Below are 19,131 nucleotides of genomic sequence, written 5' to 3' on the forward strand. Positions count from 1 at the left end.
AATACCTCTATATTCAATAATCATCGTGTCATCTAAAGTCTCTCTTTTCTATTATCAGGCACGCAGCAGTCAATAATACTGCAGATATTGCCAGCAGAATTATGACCTGCATGGCAGTATAGCTTTGCGAATAAAATCCGTTTGCCGTTACTGTAAAGGGAATATTTTCTGCTATGGATCTAATGATTTCATTCTTTGTTTTATCAACCACTATAGAAAGGAAGTTTTCAATAAAATCATTGAAACAAATATATGTTACAATAAAAGTAGTTGTGAATTTACATGATACTGAAGTAACAAAAAATGCAAAAGACCCTACAATAGTAGCGTATACTAAAAATGAAAAAATCGAATTCATTATATCTTTGAGTAATATGTTTAAAGACAATGGTTGATTCGACAATAACATTGATAAATGTATGAGGGCTTGGTAAAGTACTGCGAATAAAATAGTTATCTCTATGATTGTAAACATTTTATACAAAACTACCTGTATTCTTGTCAAAGTGCCGGTAAAAAGCACTTTAAAGGTCTTGTTTTCAAACTCCTTGCTTAATATGTGTGAATAAATAACCGTCATTATAAAAGGTAATAGATACAGCATTGTGACTTTTGTCTTGTCGACTACTATATTAAAGGGAGGAAGAAAATATATTGAAATTATTGTAAAACCTAATAAAAACAGTGCTATATAGCTGAAAAGATATTTTTTTAGCTCAATATATGATAATTTAAACACCTTACTCATAATTCCTCCAACTCTCTATCTTAAGCTTCTTTTATTGATAACCATATATGAAGTAATGAAGAATAAGAAACCCCATAACAGCATTGTTAAAACTTGAATAGCACTTATATCCCAAAACTGCACCCAGGAAAATATAGTATAGTTTGGTGTTTTAGTAATGATTTGCTCTGTTAATGTTAAGTGCTCCTTTGTTCGGAGCTCTATAAAAATCGGAATGAAATGCTGTAATACTCCGAAAACGCTCAAGGTTATAATTAAAGTACTTGTAAATTTACGCATAGCAATAGATATTAGTAGACCAAATGAACCTATTACAAAGCTTATCAGCAAATAGATAATTAAAGAGAATATTGTAATTTTACCGATTAGGACTGCAATATCCAGTTTTCCATATATGCGGAGCTGCACTATGATCTCAATAAATCGAGAGCAAAGCCAAAAAAACAAACCGAATTTTAATATTACAAATATTTTTTCCAGTAGAACCTGAGTCCGAGTAAGTGCACCTGTAAATAAAATGTTGGATGTTCCATAGGTAAATTCTTTACCTAATACTGCACATGAATAATATAAAATAATAAAATTTATAACTCTGAAAAATTCAAATTGGTAATTATAGCTCGAGAATGACTTGGGGCTTATAAAAATCCACAATGATATATATAATGCTCCTATCAGCATTGCATATAAAAAACCCCTGGTTTTAACAACATTTATAAATTCATAGACTGAAAGTTTAATAATATTACTCAATTGTATTCTCTCCTATACTTTTTATGAATCTGTCTTCTAAGCTTATTTTTTGCTTATACATACCCCGTAGAGCAATTCCTTGTTGTATAATTTGGCTTATCACCTTTTCAATTTCATTAGGAGGTAAAAAAGCTATAACGTTTTCCCCGTTTTCAATAGAGCAATTAATAGATTTTGCTTTAAGGAAGCTTTGCAGTTGTTCTGCTTTTTCGGTTTCAAACACATATGGTATGCTGTCTTCAACTTCTTTGGAATCTATGTGCAACTCCTCTATTACTTTCCCGTTTTTAATAAATACAACTTTATCGCATATCGCTTCGATTTCCGTTAGTATGTGACTTGATATCAATACAGACAAACCTTTTTCGCGGGCCATATATTTAATAAACTGCCTAATGCTCGGTATAATATTGGGATCAAGACCATTGGTAGGCTCATCTAAAATAAGGAGACTGGGATAACCCAATACTGCCTGACCAATACCAAGTCTTTGCTTCATGCCTAGTGAATAGTTCTTTACTTTTTTATGAATAGAATTCTCAAGCCCTAGGAGTTTAACCATCTCATCGATTTCTGAACTTTTTATTCCTCCGAACACATGGGAAAAGAACTTTAGGTTTTCATAACCAGTCATATTGGGGTAAAATCCCGGAGCTTCAATAACACATCCCACTTGTTTGGCCTTGCCTTTTTTGTGTGTTCGTATATTCTCACCATTAATAAGGACATTCCCTTCATAATTTTTTATTAAGCCCACAATAATTCCCATAATAGTAGTCTTACCCGAACCATTGGGACCAACTAGACCCACAATTTCACTCTTATTAATAGAAAGATCTACATTGTCTAATACAGTTTGATTTTTATATTTTTTTGTTACTTTTTGAACTGATAAGATAGTATTATCCATAATCTTCTCCCTGTCAATTTTGTATATGTTTGCTGGATGCTATTCGATGCATAAAACTTCAGGTAAAAAACCTGGTTTATAAAACTGCAAGATCCCATAGCCTAGGCCTGCCAATCCTGTCATCAGACTTGAATTTTCCGTTTCATAAAAACCGCCGCCATTCCATCTATTATTGAAGTATTCGCTGATAAATTTTTGTAAGGTGGATAAACAACTTGCCTTTAGAGAAGTATCATCCAGAATATAAGCTGCATAATTCAATACACGGAGGTTGCCTAAATCTCCATGACATAGGCAAAAATCATTTCCAAAGGAATTCTCTTTGACTGTTTTTATTGCTAGGTCAATTTCTTTCATGATCATATCATCAGTGTATCCGTACTTTATAAGCATAAGCCTGGAAAGTAAGATTCCAGGTGCACCATGGCACCAGGCATTGGAATATCCTTCTTTGTTGAGCTGCTTACGCCAATTGTTGTACTTCTCGTCAAACATACTTCTCTCATAGCAAAGTGAGCTTTTCAGCACACCTAAAAGGTCATCGTCGTTTATTATACTATATAATCTAATCAACTGTGAATCAACTCCGGCATTTCCATGGGAGAACCCTACAAAACCTTCTTCACCCCAGGTAATTCCCCTATTTTCTTCAAAAACAACAATCTTTTCTTTTATAAGTTTATAAATATTAACACAAATATCAACAAGTAAATTTTTAACATGGCTGCCTTCTGATTTTTCATAAATTGAAAGAATTGCCCCCATCGAACCCGACAAGCCTGAAATAATATCATAATGCTGGTCCAAAGCCAGTAATTCCTTTATTATATAAATTTTATTATAAACATAGTTTATTAAGTCTTTTTTATTTGAAATTTTACCTATATGGAATATTGAATAAAGCCATCCGCTTATTCCGCAGAAGAAGCCGATTTTTTCCTTCTTAATATCTTTTATATCTTCTATATAATTTATTACGGAAGTAATAGTTTCAAATGCAGCTGCAGTGTATTTCTCCTCTCCAGTTATTGCTCCCAAGTGGGCCAGAAACAGGGCAATTCCACAGTTGCCGGAGTATATGTCGTTTCCTACATTTGTAATTTCATAATAATCCTTTATAATCTCCATTAGGCCTATCCATGTTCTATCAATTTGCCCATTTTTTTTACCGGCAATACTTTTTTCTAAGATGAAATCGCCAATAGTTTTTGCAGTGCGAATCAATACATTATGCATTTCAATACATTCCACCGACTCCTGGAATCTAATTTTTGTTTCGGATCTGCCATCGGTCTCTGATTTATAGTTATAGCTGCAATTTATCAAAGCCAACTGTCGGTTAAAATCATGATCAGAAAGTCCTTCAATCTTTCCGGTGACAGTACCGAGTGTTGAGCCCATTGGTAAAGAGGCAACTTCTTTCTTACTGCCATCCAGTACCTTATCCTTTTCTAGATATACCGAAAAATAAGGTACATCACCGTTTAGCATCTGGGAAAGTTCAGATACAGCAATATCCTTTTTATCCTCATCAGTAACCAAGCCGATTCTGTGAAGGTATACCTTCCTGTCTATGGGATTTCTTAACAGATCAGGGTGATAGCTTGTGCTAAGCAGTTGCATATATATGTTTGTAGGTCTGTATAAAATCCTGCATAGACATCCTTCAAACATATCATTGACTGTTGCCTTGAATAAGTCCTTATTTTCCTGTATCCATTTATATGTATAAATAAACCCATCTTTTATTTCCTTTATATATTGTTCTGATTTTACGTTATTCCCGTCAATAATGGGGCTATTGTCTTTTGAATGTATATAGCCATAACCAGCTTCCACTTTAATTTCATCGGTATCAATATCTTTAATAAATATACTTTTAAAAGGTGCAACCTGTTCATTTTCATTACTCAGGCCACCTATTTCCAATACTTTATTATTTTTTTGATTGACTATCTGAGTAGGAAGCAATGCAATTCCCTTTACTGAGCTATTTATTATTCGCATAGCCACAGTAGAAGCATCTGAGCTTTCCATGTTTATATTAAGTATTTCAGGGTGAAATAGTGTTTCCAAATCAATCAGTACCGGTTGGTCGCCATGTGCAATTAAATTCTCATAGTGAAAGTCTTTTGCGTTGAATAAATACAATAAGCACAATAATTGACCTATACGGCTGTAGAATCTTGCAATATCATTTGGACTTTGGCAATAAGTATGATCTATAAATTCCATCCATCCTGCACTATCAATGTAATGTACTTTAGGGGACTTTAATTTATAAAAGCAGTGAATATCTTGCTGATTTATCCAGTCAATAAAACTTAAATATTTATACTCCAAATCTAAAGCCCTTGGTTTGTAGGCTAAGCGTACGCCCGAATCAAATGTTATGCATGCCACTGACTTTCCGTCATTATGAGTATCGCCGGTACCCAAAACAATGCTTCTTATTTTGCCAAGGCCTTTTCCTTCACTAAAACAGTCAGAGAGATTATTGTATTCATTTTTTGTATTGCGAATAATATCCTTCAAATATTTGCATGTATTTTCTACCTTTATCTTCATTAAGCGGGTTAATTCATTATACTCGTCGTATAAAGACCTTAAATATGATTCATCTTTCAATAATGTATTAGCAAAGTATTCTGCCTTTTGCGTTGAATTTTCACCCAATAGTCTATTATCCATTCTGGCAATATTTGTTTCCAGAATAAGCACTCTATAAGACATATCATTAAGGTTGCCAAGTATAGTACAAATAATTTCAAAAAGAAATTCATCTTTATTAACGATAAAATCCGATTCAGTTATATAAAGATAAAAATCATTGATGTGATACCTGATTATAGGCCTAAAGAACCAGACCCATTTGTAAGTCTTGGCAGCTCTGCTAAAAATAGCGTTAAAATATGAATCAGAGTGATCTAGGTTTTCTAAGAAACTAAACATGGAACTTAGATCATTTTGATGAGGTGTGTGATATTCCTTTTTCAACTCTTTAAAATCGGTTCCTGAATAATCCTTTAATATTTTTATTAAATCACTGGGTTTTTTTATTTCTGGAAACAGTGTCATCCAAAAATCTATTACATCATCAAATGTAATATTATAAACTTCTTGTAAATACGTTTCCGCAGTATTACTTTTATAATCAGTCATTAAAAAGCTCCTCGTGTTTAGTTCGGAAGGGTAATAGTGTTGCTTAAAATTATATCGAATTTTTTTGTTTTTTTGTAAAATGACTTAGAAACCAATTTACAGACAAATTAATACTGTTTCTTTATTAAACAGTTAAGCACATCTTGTTCCACCATTACACTCAGCCGATACGGTGTAAACACGGCCGCAGCGTGCAACGGGAGTCGGAGTTACTACTGTTACTGTAGTTACAGTAGTCCATAAAGTTCCACCAGCTTGTCCGTTTAAATCTTGCTCTTGTATTTCTTGAGCAAGATTGCCTGCAGGATTATTTACTTCTTTGCTTACTTTATTTCTTAAAATATGGTTCTTTAATAAATTTGAATTCATCATAATTATTACCCTCCAAAAAATATAAATTGAAATCACTGCTTTATTAATAAAATGTGGTTTCTAAGTCATGTTTTAATTAATATGGAAAGTCTGAAGCTGTGCTAATTAAAAAGAAATATTCCATATTATCTAATAATTAATATTATATACTTTTATTTACATATGTCAATAATTGGTGGACACAATCAAACGAATTGGCGGTCAAATATGGTGATAATTGTCGAATTGGAAAATATAATATGGTAATTAATGCAAGAACTATTTACATATTGGAAAATATTATATATAATTACTAAATAAATACAATAAACGACTTGTAATGGTATATTAGTATAAATTATGAGGTTAGCTCGGTTATTATATTATTTTAAGCATAAGATGTTTGGGATGGAGTTTACGCTCTATCTTTTACATAAATTGGAGTGCTCCAGGTTGTTTATTTAATTTATCAATTTATTATTAATAGGGGAGGGTGCAGATAAGCTGCAAAAAGATATAAGTCAGAATGTAACAATCGCCCTGTCTGAAAATTCAAAAACAGAGGATTTAAAGCAGTTTGTACAAAATCGCATTATTAAGAATAATTCTAATATTAAACTGGTTGATCAAGATAATCCAATAGAGGCAGTTAAAGACGGTAAGGTTAGAATTGTACTTGATTTCGAAAAAGACTATTCGGAAAAACTTAAAGAAGGAAAACCTTTTGATATTAAAATTATATATGATAAGTCAAATACAAAGTCTGACGGAAGCGTAAGGTATAATTGCTGCGGAGATTCAGAAATTTACTAAAGCAGTTGTAAACGAAAGGATAGCATTTCATGGCCTAAACACTGGTATTTTAGAACCTGTCAGAATCGTAGAAGACAATGTTGCTGAAAATCAAAGGTCGGGAGGAAAAATGCTGACAATGATGTTACCGCTGATGATCGGTATACTTATGGTTATTGGCGGTGTAGCACCAGCTACAGACCTTGTGGCAGCTGAGAAGGAAAGAAATACTTTTGAGCCTTTACTGACCACTAAACCTGAGAGGCATTCCATCCTTATAGGTAAATACCTTGCGGTTACCCTGTTCTCATTCATCAATTTAATAGCATCATTAGTTGGAATTATTATAGGCTATAAGCTGAATCCGAATTTCTTGACTATGGGTACAGGGGATCAGATTGTGGGATTTTCCATTCCACCGCTTGCAATAATACTGGGAATACTTATATCCTGTACTTTAGGAGCAACATTTGCAGGGTTACAGGTTGCACTCAGTACATATGCCAGATCCTTTAAAGAAGCACAGATATATATGTCCTTTCTAATAATTGTTGCAATGCTGCCCGGGTATTCAATAATGTATATGCAACCGACAGAAATACCGGTTTATATGTTTGCTATTCCTGTCCTTAACACCATAGCTGCTTTTAAGATGGTGCTAGGGTGTGATACAGTATTTTAATTTATTATTAGCCCTTGGTTTATCGATAGTTTATGTTGGGGTTGTTCTTGGTGTGGTTTCACGTATGTTTTACAAGGAAGAGGTAATATTCAGGAGCTAGTATTAAATGTGAAGTGATATGTTGATACGTTTCAGTGGGATGCCGATTCGGTATCCCTTTATTGTTGTTATTTATAGATTAAAGGCACAATAAATTTATTTTTATAAATATGGTGTCTTTATAGGGTATCAATTTTATAAAGACACCATTATATCTGCCATTTTGATGGCTCAATAACTATTTTTATTTTGTGTTACAGACTATACCAAGCCCAAAGTTAGTATCATCGGTCGATGTGTTTGCTAGTATTGTCCATTGGTTATTATGGGGATTGTAAACTCTAACAGAATCAGAGAATACACAAAATAGCTTCCCGCCCTTTCCCTCAGCGGCTAAAACATCTTCAGTTTTATTTATCCCAGAAGTGTTAGGCACAGAAGTCCATTCTCTTTTTGAGATGTTGTAAATTTCGATTGAAGAATCCTTAACAATATAAATGTTGTTGCTATAAACAACACCGCCCCAGATTCCTTCATTTGAAATCATAGCAGGACCGTAAAACCACTGATTTTTATCAATATCAAAGATTTGTAGTGTTTTTGTTGTTTTGTTTATTCCTTCCTCACGGATTACTCCGCCTAAACAGTAAATATAGCCGTCACTTTGCAGACAAAGAGGAAACCACCTTGCCTCAAGCATGTTGGGGATAAAATCTGTTTTGCTGTTATCTAAGGAAAATACCTCTGCAGAGTCTGTAATATGCGGATAAGCACTATCAGTCATACCACCTATGATGTAAATTTTATCAAGGTATGAACAGATACCGGGTGCTTCCCTTCCTATATTAAGAAATCCTTTTGTGATCCATTTATTGTTTTTTAAGCTGTATACATCAATATTATTTACATAGCTATATTGATTACTTGTTTTATAGACGCCACCTACAACATAGCAATCTTCGCCAATAGACTCACATGCAGGATTATATCTATTAATTGACATGTCTAGTCTTGGAGCATATTGGCAGGTGTACGGATCAAGAAATTCTGTTGTCATAGAACCCAGGTAATTATTTAAAGATCCGAATTTCAAAATACTTAATTTTTTAGGCGTATCATATTCCGGATAATCGTTAGAAGTCTTGTTAAAATTCCTTAGTATAACCATTATATCGGTAAGGTTTATAGCACCATCGTTGTTGATATCACAAGAATAAGTATAATTGCTCCTACCCTTTACAGAGTTGAAATGCTGTGCAACTTTCATAACATCAGACATATTTATGGATTTATCATTAATACCGTTAATTGGGATATCTCCTGCATACATGTCTATAGGAACATCAGCGGAACTTATAATTATATCCCCTATAAATTGTATACTTTTTAGTGACCTTTCCAGGTATCCATACTTTTTAACTACGATATCATATACTGAGTATGTTTGAGGTATATTAGTAATTTCGAAATAACCAGCCTTATCTGTTGTCGACCAATATTCTGTTCCCATTATATTAATAAAAAAACCGCTTCTTATATCATTATCCAATAGACTTGAGAACTCTGGTTTAATATACCCGCTCAGTTTGCAATACTCTATGCTAGTAGAGCCATAAATTGATTGTGTGACTGTCTGATGCTCTTTTTCTGTTGGATTTGTAGTTGATTGTGAAGGTAATGCGAATCCAAAATTAATGTTAGTTGATATCACACAAATCACTAATAAAGAAAAAAGTTTGTTTTTTAAACTTTTAATATTCATTTCTTTAAACCTCCAATTATACTATGTATTACTGATTTTCAATCTATTTATAAACAAACACGTAGATTAATAAAACTCTACGTGCTTGGAACGTAATAAATTTTGCAGATGGGTTTTAATTCCTAGTAAAGCATACCATTATATAATTATTATGTCAATTTAGATTCATGCGGTATAACGCAAAAATCAATACTAAACTTTTCCGGAAAATAGCACAAAATTTTCGGTGGCTCGAGAAACTATATATGATATATTGGTAAAAGTTATGAAGTAAGCAATGTTTTGTGGTATATTAAAACAGTAGATATGAAATATTGTAAGGAAAGTAATGGGAGATTCCAAATGAAAAAATGCAAAATATCAATAATTATAGGTGTCATGATAATGCTGCAATTAGCCTTTACTGTAATTGCTTTAAGTGAAGGCAATACTTTTATACTACCGGAGTTAAACCTTAATAAAATTACTGGAATTGTCGATGTAGATTTTAAGTATTCTTCGTCATATGATTCCGCCATAAAATCTGGCTTTCAAGTAAAATTAATAGGGACAGAGCTGACTGCTTCAACAGATAACAGAGGATATTTTGAGATTTATAATGTTCCGAAAAACGCTGCCGAGTACACACTAAATATTTCCAAGATTGGATACCTGGCAAGAGAAATCAAAATAACTGATGCACAGTTATCCAAACAGATAAATATTATTGAGATGTGGGCGGGGGATCTTCCTGACAACATCTTGCAGGACGGTATAGTCAATTTAAAAGATATAATGTCAATGGCAAAATCCTTTAATGCCACATATGAAAGTCCAGATTATAACGAGTACAAGGATTTTAACAAGGATAAAGCTATAAATATGGTGGATATTCTTTTAATAGCAAAGCATTTTAATTCTACATCAGACAGCTATCCTCCAATTGAGGATTCAGCTGTTAATAGCATTGAAGTTGTTAATGAGTACACTATTAAAGTTACATTCTCAAAAGACATGCAGTCAACACCCGGAGTGACATCTCCCAAAGATGGAGATGCATCAAATAAAATATATTATACTATTAAAAATAACGATGAAAAAATAATAACCATATCTAATGCGACCTACTCCGTTGCTGACAGGACTACAACTATTATTCTCTTAGGAAAACAGCTGGGGGAATATACAATTTACATTAATGGAATAAAAGATGCTTCAGGTCAGGAAATGAAACCTGAGATGAATGCCATTAAATTTTTTGATGTGACCTCACCAAGCGTCGAAAGAGTACATTATGACAATGCTAATAAAAATAAAATGCTAGTTGTATATAATGAAGAAATGGCTACTCAAGGACCATTCTCCGTTCTTTTACCTGAGAACTATAAATGGGATAATGATACTTCTAATGGAATTTCCTACGAGGCATTGCCGATTGGTTCATCAATTGAAGTTTCACCAACAGATAGTAATGCTGTTATTATAACCCTAGGTCCGGGAGGAGAAACTACATCTAATGCTGCACTTCAATTCGGGTATATTACAGGTACCATAATTAAAGCTTTGGCAGATAAAGCAGGTAATATTATCATTAATCTTGGGAAAGCCCAAACAGTAGAATTAGAGTCTCCGGTAACAATAATTAATAGTGATCTGGCAATTACATCAGATAACTCCTTAAGAGTAAAAGTATTAGGTCCAAAGCTCTTAGAAGTATCGGCAGATGACTTCAGATATACATTAACAGATAGAGCAATCGATAATTTCATACCGTTATCAGCAAAGCTTGTTGATGTGGATAATATGCAGTATATTGAATTTACTGTTCCTCAAAATACATTCAGCGTTTATACGGATTTATCAAAGGTGTGCATTAAAACTTCTATAAAACCAATAGGAACTAAATCAGCTCTTGGCACGTTGATTACGGGAAATATCGTGTCACCGCTTGCTTCTGGTACATCATTTAAAACATATATAAAGTCTGTCTCAATTTATGATTGGAACAGTATTGTTGTAAAGTTTGAAGGAAGATTAATGCAACAGAATTAAACAATCTTATTGAAAGTATCAAACTCTATCAAGGGACGTACGAAATAGCGATCAAAGGTGCATCGCTAATTGGTTCTGCTGTATGCTCCAGTACCATTATGCTTACAACTGAGAATCCTGTGGATATTTTGGAAAATGTGATAATAAGAACACTTCCAGTTGAGTTTATAATTCTAAAGGACTTCAACGGTCAATACCTAAATGAGAACACCAACGGGATATCGGGAAGTGCTGTTTTTATGGCAGGTAAAGTTTCGTCTACTGGTATATCAGGCCAAAGGGTTAAGAATGATGATACAATAGCTATTGATTTCAATATGGTCCCCAAAGGGGTTGTGTCAGCTTCTATAGAGCCTGATGGTACAGGAAAGGCTAGAATTATTATAGAAGGGGATAGGAACAATTACTGGACTTACTTCAGGAAATTATTTTACAGGTGCAACTGTCAATGCTATAATTAGGGGAAAGCAAATTGTTGTTACGCTTAATGATTTGCATGACGAAATTAATCTTGAATATGGTGCAGTTAACACAATGAAATTTGTTCCCTATCCCGGCTTTGCTAATATTGCACTTGTACCAATAGATACAGATGTAACACCAATCTTTTAAAAACTCTGTATTGTAGTGTGAATCTCTGTAGTACTATACGAATAATGAATCTTAAATAATATAGAACAAACGCCATAATACAAATTGCTTATGGTGTTTGTTTATTTCTCAGATTACAAGACTATTACACAATATATCATCAATTATTTCAGTTCTGTTACAATTTCTTTACACTTGCTTTCAATGTGTTGACTCAAAAATATGGCTCTGATATAATTTGTTTGAATCAAGATAGGTGCTGTATACCAGATCTTGAGTAAATAATATTAGGTCGGGCTATAAAATAGACGGAAAAGGCGTATCTCGACCGTATTTTAAAAGCCTATTCCAAACTTAAAATTACAAGGAGGAATTGAGAGTATGAAAAATCTCAAGAAGATGTTATCGGTATTCGTAGTTATTGCAATGCTCGCAACTACTATGTTACCAGCATTTGCTGCAGAAACTGCTGCTCCAAAAACTGAAGCTGAAATAGCAAGTGGTTTGGGCGTAGTTAAAGGTGGCACAGAAGGAGTAACGGATGCTTATTTAAAGGCATCAACACAAAGATACCAGGCAGCGATTATTTACCTCAGACTATTAGGTCTTGAAGAAACTGCTAAAGTATTTGCAGGAAAAGAAAACTTTGCAGATGCTAAGGTTTTAAACACAGATATGCAGAAATATCTTGCTTACCTCAAAGCTAATCCTCAACACGGATGGCTCGGAATAGGCGGAAACAAATTTGATCCTATGTCAGTAACTTCAGCTCAGGCATTCTACAAAGTATTGCTTGAATCATTAGGTTACAAGTGTACAGTAGGAAATGTAAAAGGTGATTTCGATTATAACAATACTATAGCTTTTGCAGCTGAAAAAGGCTTAACAAAAGTTGCTAGCGTTTCAAAATTCACAAACGCTGATTTAATATCAGCAGTTTTAGAAGCTTTGGCAGTTGAAAAGAAAGATACTGGAAAAACTCTTCTCAAGACTTTAGTTGATGCTAAGGTTATTGCTGAAGATGTTGCTAAACAGTACTTGCCAGAAGCTTTAGAAGTTAAGAAGGATGTTACTACAGCTGTTTACAGCGTAGCTGCTGCTAATGGTGAGTTGAAAGTAGTATTGACTGAAGATGTTGGAACAAAGCCAGCTGATGCTGATTTCACAGTAACACAGGCTATCAACGGTGCTGCTGCTACAACAGTAACAGGTTCAGTTTATGAGTACACTTATACTACAAAAACAGTAGTTATAAAGGTTCCAGCTGTTGCTGAAACTTCTGCTGAACAGAATGTAGTATACTCAGTAAAATATAAGGACACTACAGCAGTAGCTGCTCCAGCAGTTGTTGTAGGTGCTTCTTTCGGAATTAAAGAAGTTGTTGAACCAAGCTTAAAGTTAATAAAAGTTAACTTAAACAAAGACTATGATTCAGCAAAAGATACTTTCACAGTTTACAAGACTTCAGATACTGCTGCAACTGTAGCTGTTACTGCTAAAGCTGTTGCTGGAAATGCAAAACAGGTATTAATAATTGCAACAGGAACATTCGAAGCAGACGTTGATTACACTGTAAAAGTAACTAGAGATAGCAAGGATTACACTAAGACATTTAAAGTAGCTGCGGATACTTCTGTTCCACAGATCGCAAAAGCTGAAGCTATCGGTAACAAAACAATCAGAGTTAAATTCTCAGAGCCAGTTCAGAATGCTGGTGCTGGATCAGTAGCTGCGAATGTAATAACATACAACTATAAAATAGGCGATTTTGCAATAACAGGAAGCGATGATGCTACAGTAGTAAATGACTCACCTTCTATTAAAGCAGTTGCTAAAAAAGTTGGTTCTACAACTGTAGATGATGTTGTAGTTTCAGACGATTTGACAACAGTTGATTTCACTTTAAAGAGTGCTCTTGCAACTGGTGAATATACTTTAGCAATGGTAAAGAGCGGAACAAACGTTAAAGACTACGCTGGGTATGAAGTTCCTTTGACAAGTGCTAAATTTACAGTTGTATTGTCAGATAAAGTGGCACAGGCTGACAAAATAACTGTAAACAGCAGATCAGAAGTTGCAATTGATTTCACAGGTGCAATTTCAGCTCCAGCATTATCAAACATATTCTGGAATACAGATGGTGTTGATACAAATAGTTCAAAACAAGCAAGTGCAGTTTCAAAGACAAGTGATACAAAATATACTTTCTCATTTACTTCAAATGTAGTACCAACTGGTAAAGTGTACTTCTTCGTAAAAGGTGTTGTAGATGCATACGGAAATGCAGTTCCAACTAAGAAGTTTGAAGTTACAGTTGGAACAGATGCTGTTGCAACAGCTACTGTTACTGTAGAAAATGAAAATACAGTAAAAGTTAAATTCTCAAAAGATATGCAGGCTACTCTCACTGCTGGCGTAGAAACTAACTCAGGTACTGCAGGAAATGCAGGAAACAAAACACACTATACAATTAAAAAAGCTGATGGAACAGCAGTAGAAATTACAGAAGCTAAATATGTTGCTGCAGACAAAACAACTATTCTTACTTTGAAAGACAAACAGTCAGGTGCTTGCACAATCAGTGTAAGCGGTGTTAAGGATTTAGTTGGACAGGAAGTTCAAGCTATATCAGCTCAATCAATAACATTTACAGATGTAACTGCACCAACTGTAACATCTGTTTCAGTTGTTGCTGGTTCAAACAAAATATATGTAATATTCAGTGAAGCAATGGCTACAAGTGGAAGCTATTCAGTTCTCAATGTAGCAAATTATAAATGGAAGAATGCTGCGGGACCTGCAGTTTCATCTTACTCAGATCTTCCTTCAGGAACAACTATTGCATTATCAGCAGAAGATTCAAAAGCAATAGTAATTACACTTCCAACTGATACTACTACTGCTGCTGCTACTACTAAATTGCAATTTGGTTATATTTCGGGTAGTGCTATTAAAGCAGTGTCAGACACAGCTGGAAATGTTCTTTTAATAGGTACAGAAGGAACTGCAGTAGCTGTAGCTGATGGTGCTACAACAATTGCAGCTCAGGAATTAAAAATAACAGCAGGAAATACTTTAAGAGTTAAATTATCAGGTACTAGACTTAAGACAGTTTCATATTCAGACTTCGAGTATACTGTAGATAATTTTGTAACGCCAGTAACTCCTTCATCAGCAAAGCTTGTTGAAATTGACGGAGCACAGTATATTGAATTTACTACAAATTCAGATGCATTCAACAGTAACACAGATTTAACAAAGGTTAAAGTTAGAACAATAGTTGCACCTTCAACTTCAACTGCTACATCTGTAGGCACTAAGATTGCTGGATCTGCTACATCAGCAGCAGCTTCAACAACATCATTCACAACTTCAATCAAATCAGTTGCAATCTATGACAACGCAACTGTAATAGTTAAGCTTGATGGTAATATTAAAGCAGCTGACCTTGCAGCTTTTTCAGCTAGCGTTAAATTGTATCAAGGAACAACATTGATACCTATCACTGGTGAAGCACTTGTAGGATCAATTACTCAGTCAAGCATCATTAAACTTACTACAGCTTCAAATGCAATTGATGTAACTGGATCAGTTGTTCTTAAGACATTACCAGTAGCATTTATAACATCAAAAGATGCTAACGGTCAGTACCTCGTAGCTAACACAGATGGTAAGACTGGAACATCAGCGTTTATTGCTGGGTCACTTGCAAGATCTATAGCTGGTATAGCAAACGTTACAACTGGCGATACAGTAACTATTAACTTCAGCATGGTTCCTAAGGATGTACCAGCGACTGGAACAGTAGAAGCCGATGGAACAGGAGTTAAAATCACAATTGCAAATGTTGGTACTATTACTGGATTTACTTCAGCTGATAATACCACTCTTACTGGAGCTGCTGCGTCAGTAGCTGTTAATGGAACATCAATCGTTGTTACATTGACCCAAGCAGGTACACAAGCAAACTTTGCATTCCCTGCTGGTAACTTATTGACATTTACTCCAAATTCAGCATTGGCTAATACTGCAAGTTCAGCAATTGATACAGAAGTTAAGCCAATAAAATAATAATAATTAACTAAGTAAGTCAACTTAAATAAAAAGGGCTATCTCATAAGTAAATTATGGGGTCAGCCCTTTTTTTATACTAATAAATGTGTTTACATTTATAACCCCTCCCACAAAAACAAATTTGACACAAAACAAAATATAAGGTAAAATACTTTTGTTTATTGGGCTTTGCAATATCTATAGAAAGGCAGGTAGCACACTTTGAAACAAAAGAAATTACCTTTGGACATAGAGAAATACAAAGTATTCCGTATTATCCTCATCACTATCATCTGCATATTCATGTTCTTTCCACCGTTTTTACGTGGGATGTACTTTGAAGCAGAGCAGATTCCCGCAGAAATATTTATATTCATTGTATTCACGGCCTTCTGGGCATACAAATTTCTTATTCGGGACAAGCGTTTACTGGTAACACCCATAGATTATGCGGCGTTGGCATTTACTGTCATCTACTTTATATCAATACTCCTATTTATTATAGGCATCCGTGTTGCAGTAGCACCAAGGCTTGCCGTTATCGAATGGCTTAAGTATTGCATGTATATTGCAGTATTTATCATGCTGTCCGATCTTATATTATCAATGAAATCAAAGCTGGCTGTGTTGTGGGTCATAGTAGGCACAACCGTTGGCATTTGTATAATAGGCTTTGATGGGGCAGCAGGTGGGCATATAGCCAAGCTAATAAACTTTATAACCAATAGTGAAACCATATTCGGAACATTTGTTACACACAGAATATATTCCACACTTCAATATCCAAACGCACTGGCCTCATACCTTATAGCAGTATTCATGATATCTCTGACTTTATCAATAATAACAAAGAACAGGTGGCTAAAAATAATACCTGCCGTCTGTTCATTCATATTCCTTACTACTTTTGTATTTACGCAGAGCCGGGGTATGATAGCGGTTACACCTTTTATAGCTCTCATTTATATTATTGCTCTCCCAAAAGGGAATAGGATTAAAGGTATTATTTACGGGGTTTCTTCCATTATTCCTGTAGGTAGTGTATCTTTATTAATGCACAAATATATAATGAATAACGATGGTAACGGATCGAAAATTTGGCTTTTGCTATTTGCAGGAATTGTAATTTCTGCTATAATAAACATAATTATCTCGTTCGTTTCTCCTGTATTGGAAAAGTTGAACTGGAAGATATATGCCTCAGCAGCTGCATTGTGTGCAATAGCAGCCATAGTTGCAGTGGTTATATCAATGAACTCTACAGAAAAGCTTGAGCTGGTTTATCCTGAAGGTACCGAAGGTAAGGTGGTAAGTAGTCTTAAAAGTGTTATACTGAAACCTGGTAGGGATTATACGCTTGTGTATGATGTTGATGCGAAAATAAAAGGTGATAAGCCAAGTGCTTATTCTATTATAATAAACTATAAAAGACAAAGGGACTTGATTGTGAATGAAAGAGAAGTCCCAATAATTCAATACAACGGCCCGGTAACAAAGGGTGTTGAAAAGAGGGAGCTTGAGTTCAAGCTGCCGTCAGACAGTAAAGTAGTAAACATTACATTTAGAAATGATTTTAGTGGGACAAGCTCATCATTCGACAATGTTAAGGTAGTTGACAAAGGTACTGGAAATGTTGTCAAGAATATTGCCATGAATTATAAATATCCATTGGGTAATATAGTTGAGAAGGTAGAAATGACCCAGCTTTCAAGAAGCTTGGTTGAGCGTTCCATATTTAACAAAGACGCAGTTGAAATGTTCAAGGACCGCTGGCTATTAGGCGGGGGTGGAGGTACCTGGGCAGCATTGAATTTCTATTATCAGTCATTCCTTTATTGGAGCACCCAGGCACATAATTACTTTACACAGGTGGCTGTAGAGTGCGGTGTTGTTGGAATAATTGTACTGCTGTTCCTATTGATATCAATAGTTGTAATGTTTGTTTCAGAATATAAGTACAAGAGAAAATCCAGTATAGAGGAGCGTATTTTGCAGGCGGCTTTATTTGCAGCAGTCTTGGGAATGTTGATGCATTCCGCTGCAGACTTCGATTTTTCGTTATCTGCGGTATTTTTGCTCTTCTGGCAGCTTCTGGGCTTATTCAATTCAAGATATAGAAATACTCCTATTGAGGAGATAGAGACTAATAGTACAATAGTTAATTCATTGGACAGGCTGATTAAAATTAAAACTGTGAACCTTCATGGGCTCGTTTTATTGACAATCTCAGTGGTAATATTATTTATTCCTGTGTTTATCAAATCTGCCGGCGGTATGGGTAAGGATGCGGTTAGTGTGAGTGCCACAAACGTTGATGAAGCAATTTCTCGTATGAAGAGTGCTGCAGGCTTTGACCCATGGATGGCTGAGTATAAGCTTGATTATGTGAACCTCTTGCTTTTAAAGAAGCAGAAGACCCAGGAAGATATTAACAATGCAAAGGATGTTCTTGAGGAGGCTGAAAAGATAGCATGGAACAGTGTTGAGTTCTTGCCTAAAATTGGGTCATTCTATTTACAGGTGGGGGAAATTGACAAAGGTTTGACTCTGTTTGATAGAGCTACAAAGTTAAGGCCCTTTAGACCTGAAGAATGGCAACAGAGTTTGGGAGCTTATTACAGCGTTGCAAACTATTATATTTTAAATAAGGACAAGACGAAGGCTGCCACGTATATTGATAAAGGGCTAAAGCTTCTCGATGAATTTTTTATATCTAATAAAAGAAACTTGAATCCTGCTGTGTTAACTGCATCAGGCCAGGAACATTATGAGAACCTAAGATATATGAAGGAAAACCAAAGCAAAATAGGGATTTCAAAAATTAATAAGTTGGCCTTTTATTATTTAAAGGATCTAGATTCCGATAAGGATGGCTATACAGATCAATTCAATTTAGGAGTAGCAAATACAACCCTCAATGTAAAGGATAATGGAATTCTGGAGGTACAAGGCATAAACGGTGCAAAGGATGGCTATTTAGAGACTAGAAGGCTTAACTTAACAGAAGAAAAGATTTATCGAATAGAGGTTGAGCTTGATAATGAAATCACTACAAAAGTCCTTCCATATACTGTTACAGGTCTTGGCACAGGACAAGAAGGTTTAGTAGCTGCGGGGAAGGTTTATTCTGCACAGATTTCTGTCCCTAAGGATTTCAAGCCTTCGGATAATGTATTACGGATAGGAGTGCCGGAAAGGCTAGAAATTAAGGGCATAAGAATTGTTGAATTATAAAAGTACTTTTAATCTATCAATTA

Annotated in this window: 11 protein-coding genes; 5 read left to right on the forward strand and 6 right to left on the reverse strand. The window is 34.7% G+C overall.

The features are described 5' to 3' along the window. Positions 1-28 precede the first annotated feature (28 nt). The 5 genes from VIO64_RS21320 to VIO64_RS21340 form a co-directional block, all read right to left on the reverse strand. Positions 29-748, reverse strand: coding sequence for an ABC transporter permease subunit (locus VIO64_RS21320; RefSeq protein WP_331921764.1), 720 nt, complete (start codon positions 746-748; stop codon positions 29-31). Positions 749-763: 15 nt separating this feature from the next. Further along, positions 764-1,501 (reverse strand): hypothetical protein, encoded by a 738-nt coding sequence (locus VIO64_RS21325; protein WP_331921765.1) that lies wholly within the window; start codon positions 1,499-1,501, stop codon positions 764-766. Then, entirely contained in the window at positions 1,494-2,411 is a 918-nt protein-coding gene (locus VIO64_RS21330) for an ABC transporter ATP-binding protein (RefSeq protein WP_331921766.1), read from the reverse strand. Before VIO64_RS21330 ends, VIO64_RS21325 begins: the two co-directional genes overlap by 8 nt. A gap of 39 nt (positions 2,412-2,450) precedes the next feature. Further along, entirely contained in the window at positions 2,451-5,573 is a 3,123-nt protein-coding gene (locus VIO64_RS21335; RefSeq protein WP_331921767.1) for a type 2 lanthipeptide synthetase LanM family protein, read from the reverse strand. Positions 5,574-5,705: 132 nt separating this feature from the next. Next, a complete protein-coding gene (locus tag VIO64_RS21340; RefSeq protein WP_331921768.1) occupies positions 5,706-5,945 on the reverse strand; it encodes a plantaricin C family lantibiotic in 240 nt (79 codons plus the stop codon). A gap of 856 nt (positions 5,946-6,801) precedes the next feature. On the opposite strand from VIO64_RS21340, the gene VIO64_RS21345 reads away from it, so the two are divergent. Further along, on the forward strand, positions 6,802-7,398 hold the full coding sequence (locus tag VIO64_RS21345; protein ID WP_331921794.1) for an ABC transporter permease: 597 nt from the start codon (positions 6,802-6,804) through the stop codon (positions 7,396-7,398). Positions 7,399-7,681: 283 nt separating this feature from the next. On the opposite strand, the gene VIO64_RS21350 is transcribed toward VIO64_RS21345, so the two are convergent. Further along, the gene (locus VIO64_RS21350; RefSeq protein WP_331921769.1) at positions 7,682-9,199 is read right to left on the reverse strand and encodes a dockerin type I domain-containing protein; all 1,518 of its coding nucleotides are present in this window, start codon (positions 9,197-9,199) and stop codon (positions 7,682-7,684) included. A 342-nt stretch (positions 9,200-9,541) separates the two neighbouring features. On the opposite strand from VIO64_RS21350, the gene VIO64_RS21355 reads away from it, so the two are divergent. The 4 genes from VIO64_RS21355 (at position 9,542) to VIO64_RS21370 (ending at position 19,108) form a co-directional block, all read left to right on the forward strand. Further along, entirely contained in the window at positions 9,542-11,230 is a 1,689-nt protein-coding gene (locus VIO64_RS21355) for a dockerin type I domain-containing protein (protein ID WP_331921770.1), read from the forward strand. 119 nt (positions 11,231-11,349) lie between these two features. Beyond that, positions 11,350-11,691, forward strand: coding sequence for a hypothetical protein (locus tag VIO64_RS21360; RefSeq protein WP_331921771.1), 342 nt, complete (start codon positions 11,350-11,352; stop codon positions 11,689-11,691). Positions 11,692-12,202: 511 nt separating this feature from the next. Then, complete coding sequence (locus VIO64_RS21365) at positions 12,203-15,892, forward strand: hypothetical protein (RefSeq protein WP_331921772.1); 3,690 nt, start codon at positions 12,203-12,205, stop codon at positions 15,890-15,892. Positions 15,893-16,096: 204 nt separating this feature from the next. Further along, positions 16,097-19,108, forward strand: coding sequence for an O-antigen ligase family protein (locus VIO64_RS21370; protein WP_331921773.1), 3,012 nt, complete (start codon positions 16,097-16,099; stop codon positions 19,106-19,108). Positions 19,109-19,131 lie beyond the last annotated feature (23 nt).

This window comes from Pseudobacteroides sp. (assembly GCF_036567765.1).
Taxonomy (GTDB): Bacteria; Bacillota; Clostridia; order Acetivibrionales; family DSM-2933; genus Pseudobacteroides.

Coding starts and splice junctions, on each gene's coding strand:
- VIO64_RS21320 (WP_331921764.1), bottom strand. CDS start 748: ATGAGTAAGGTGTTTAAATTATCATATATTGAGCTAAAAAAATATCTT.
- VIO64_RS21330 (WP_331921766.1), bottom strand. CDS start 2,411: ATGGATAATACTATCTTATCAGTTCAAAAAGTAACAAAAAAATATAAA.
- VIO64_RS21335 (WP_331921767.1), bottom strand. CDS start 5,573: ATGACTGATTATAAAAGTAATACTGCGGAAACGTATTTACAAGAAGTT.
- VIO64_RS21340 (WP_331921768.1), bottom strand. CDS start 5,945: ATGATGAATTCAAATTTATTAAAGAACCATATTTTAAGAAATAAAGTA.
- VIO64_RS21350 (WP_331921769.1), bottom strand. CDS start 9,199: ATGAATATTAAAAGTTTAAAAAACAAACTTTTTTCTTTATTAGTGATT.
- VIO64_RS21355 (WP_331921770.1), top strand. CDS start 9,542: ATGAAAAAATGCAAAATATCAATAATTATAGGTGTCATGATAATGCTG.
- VIO64_RS21365 (WP_331921772.1), top strand. CDS start 12,203: ATGAAAAATCTCAAGAAGATGTTATCGGTATTCGTAGTTATTGCAATG.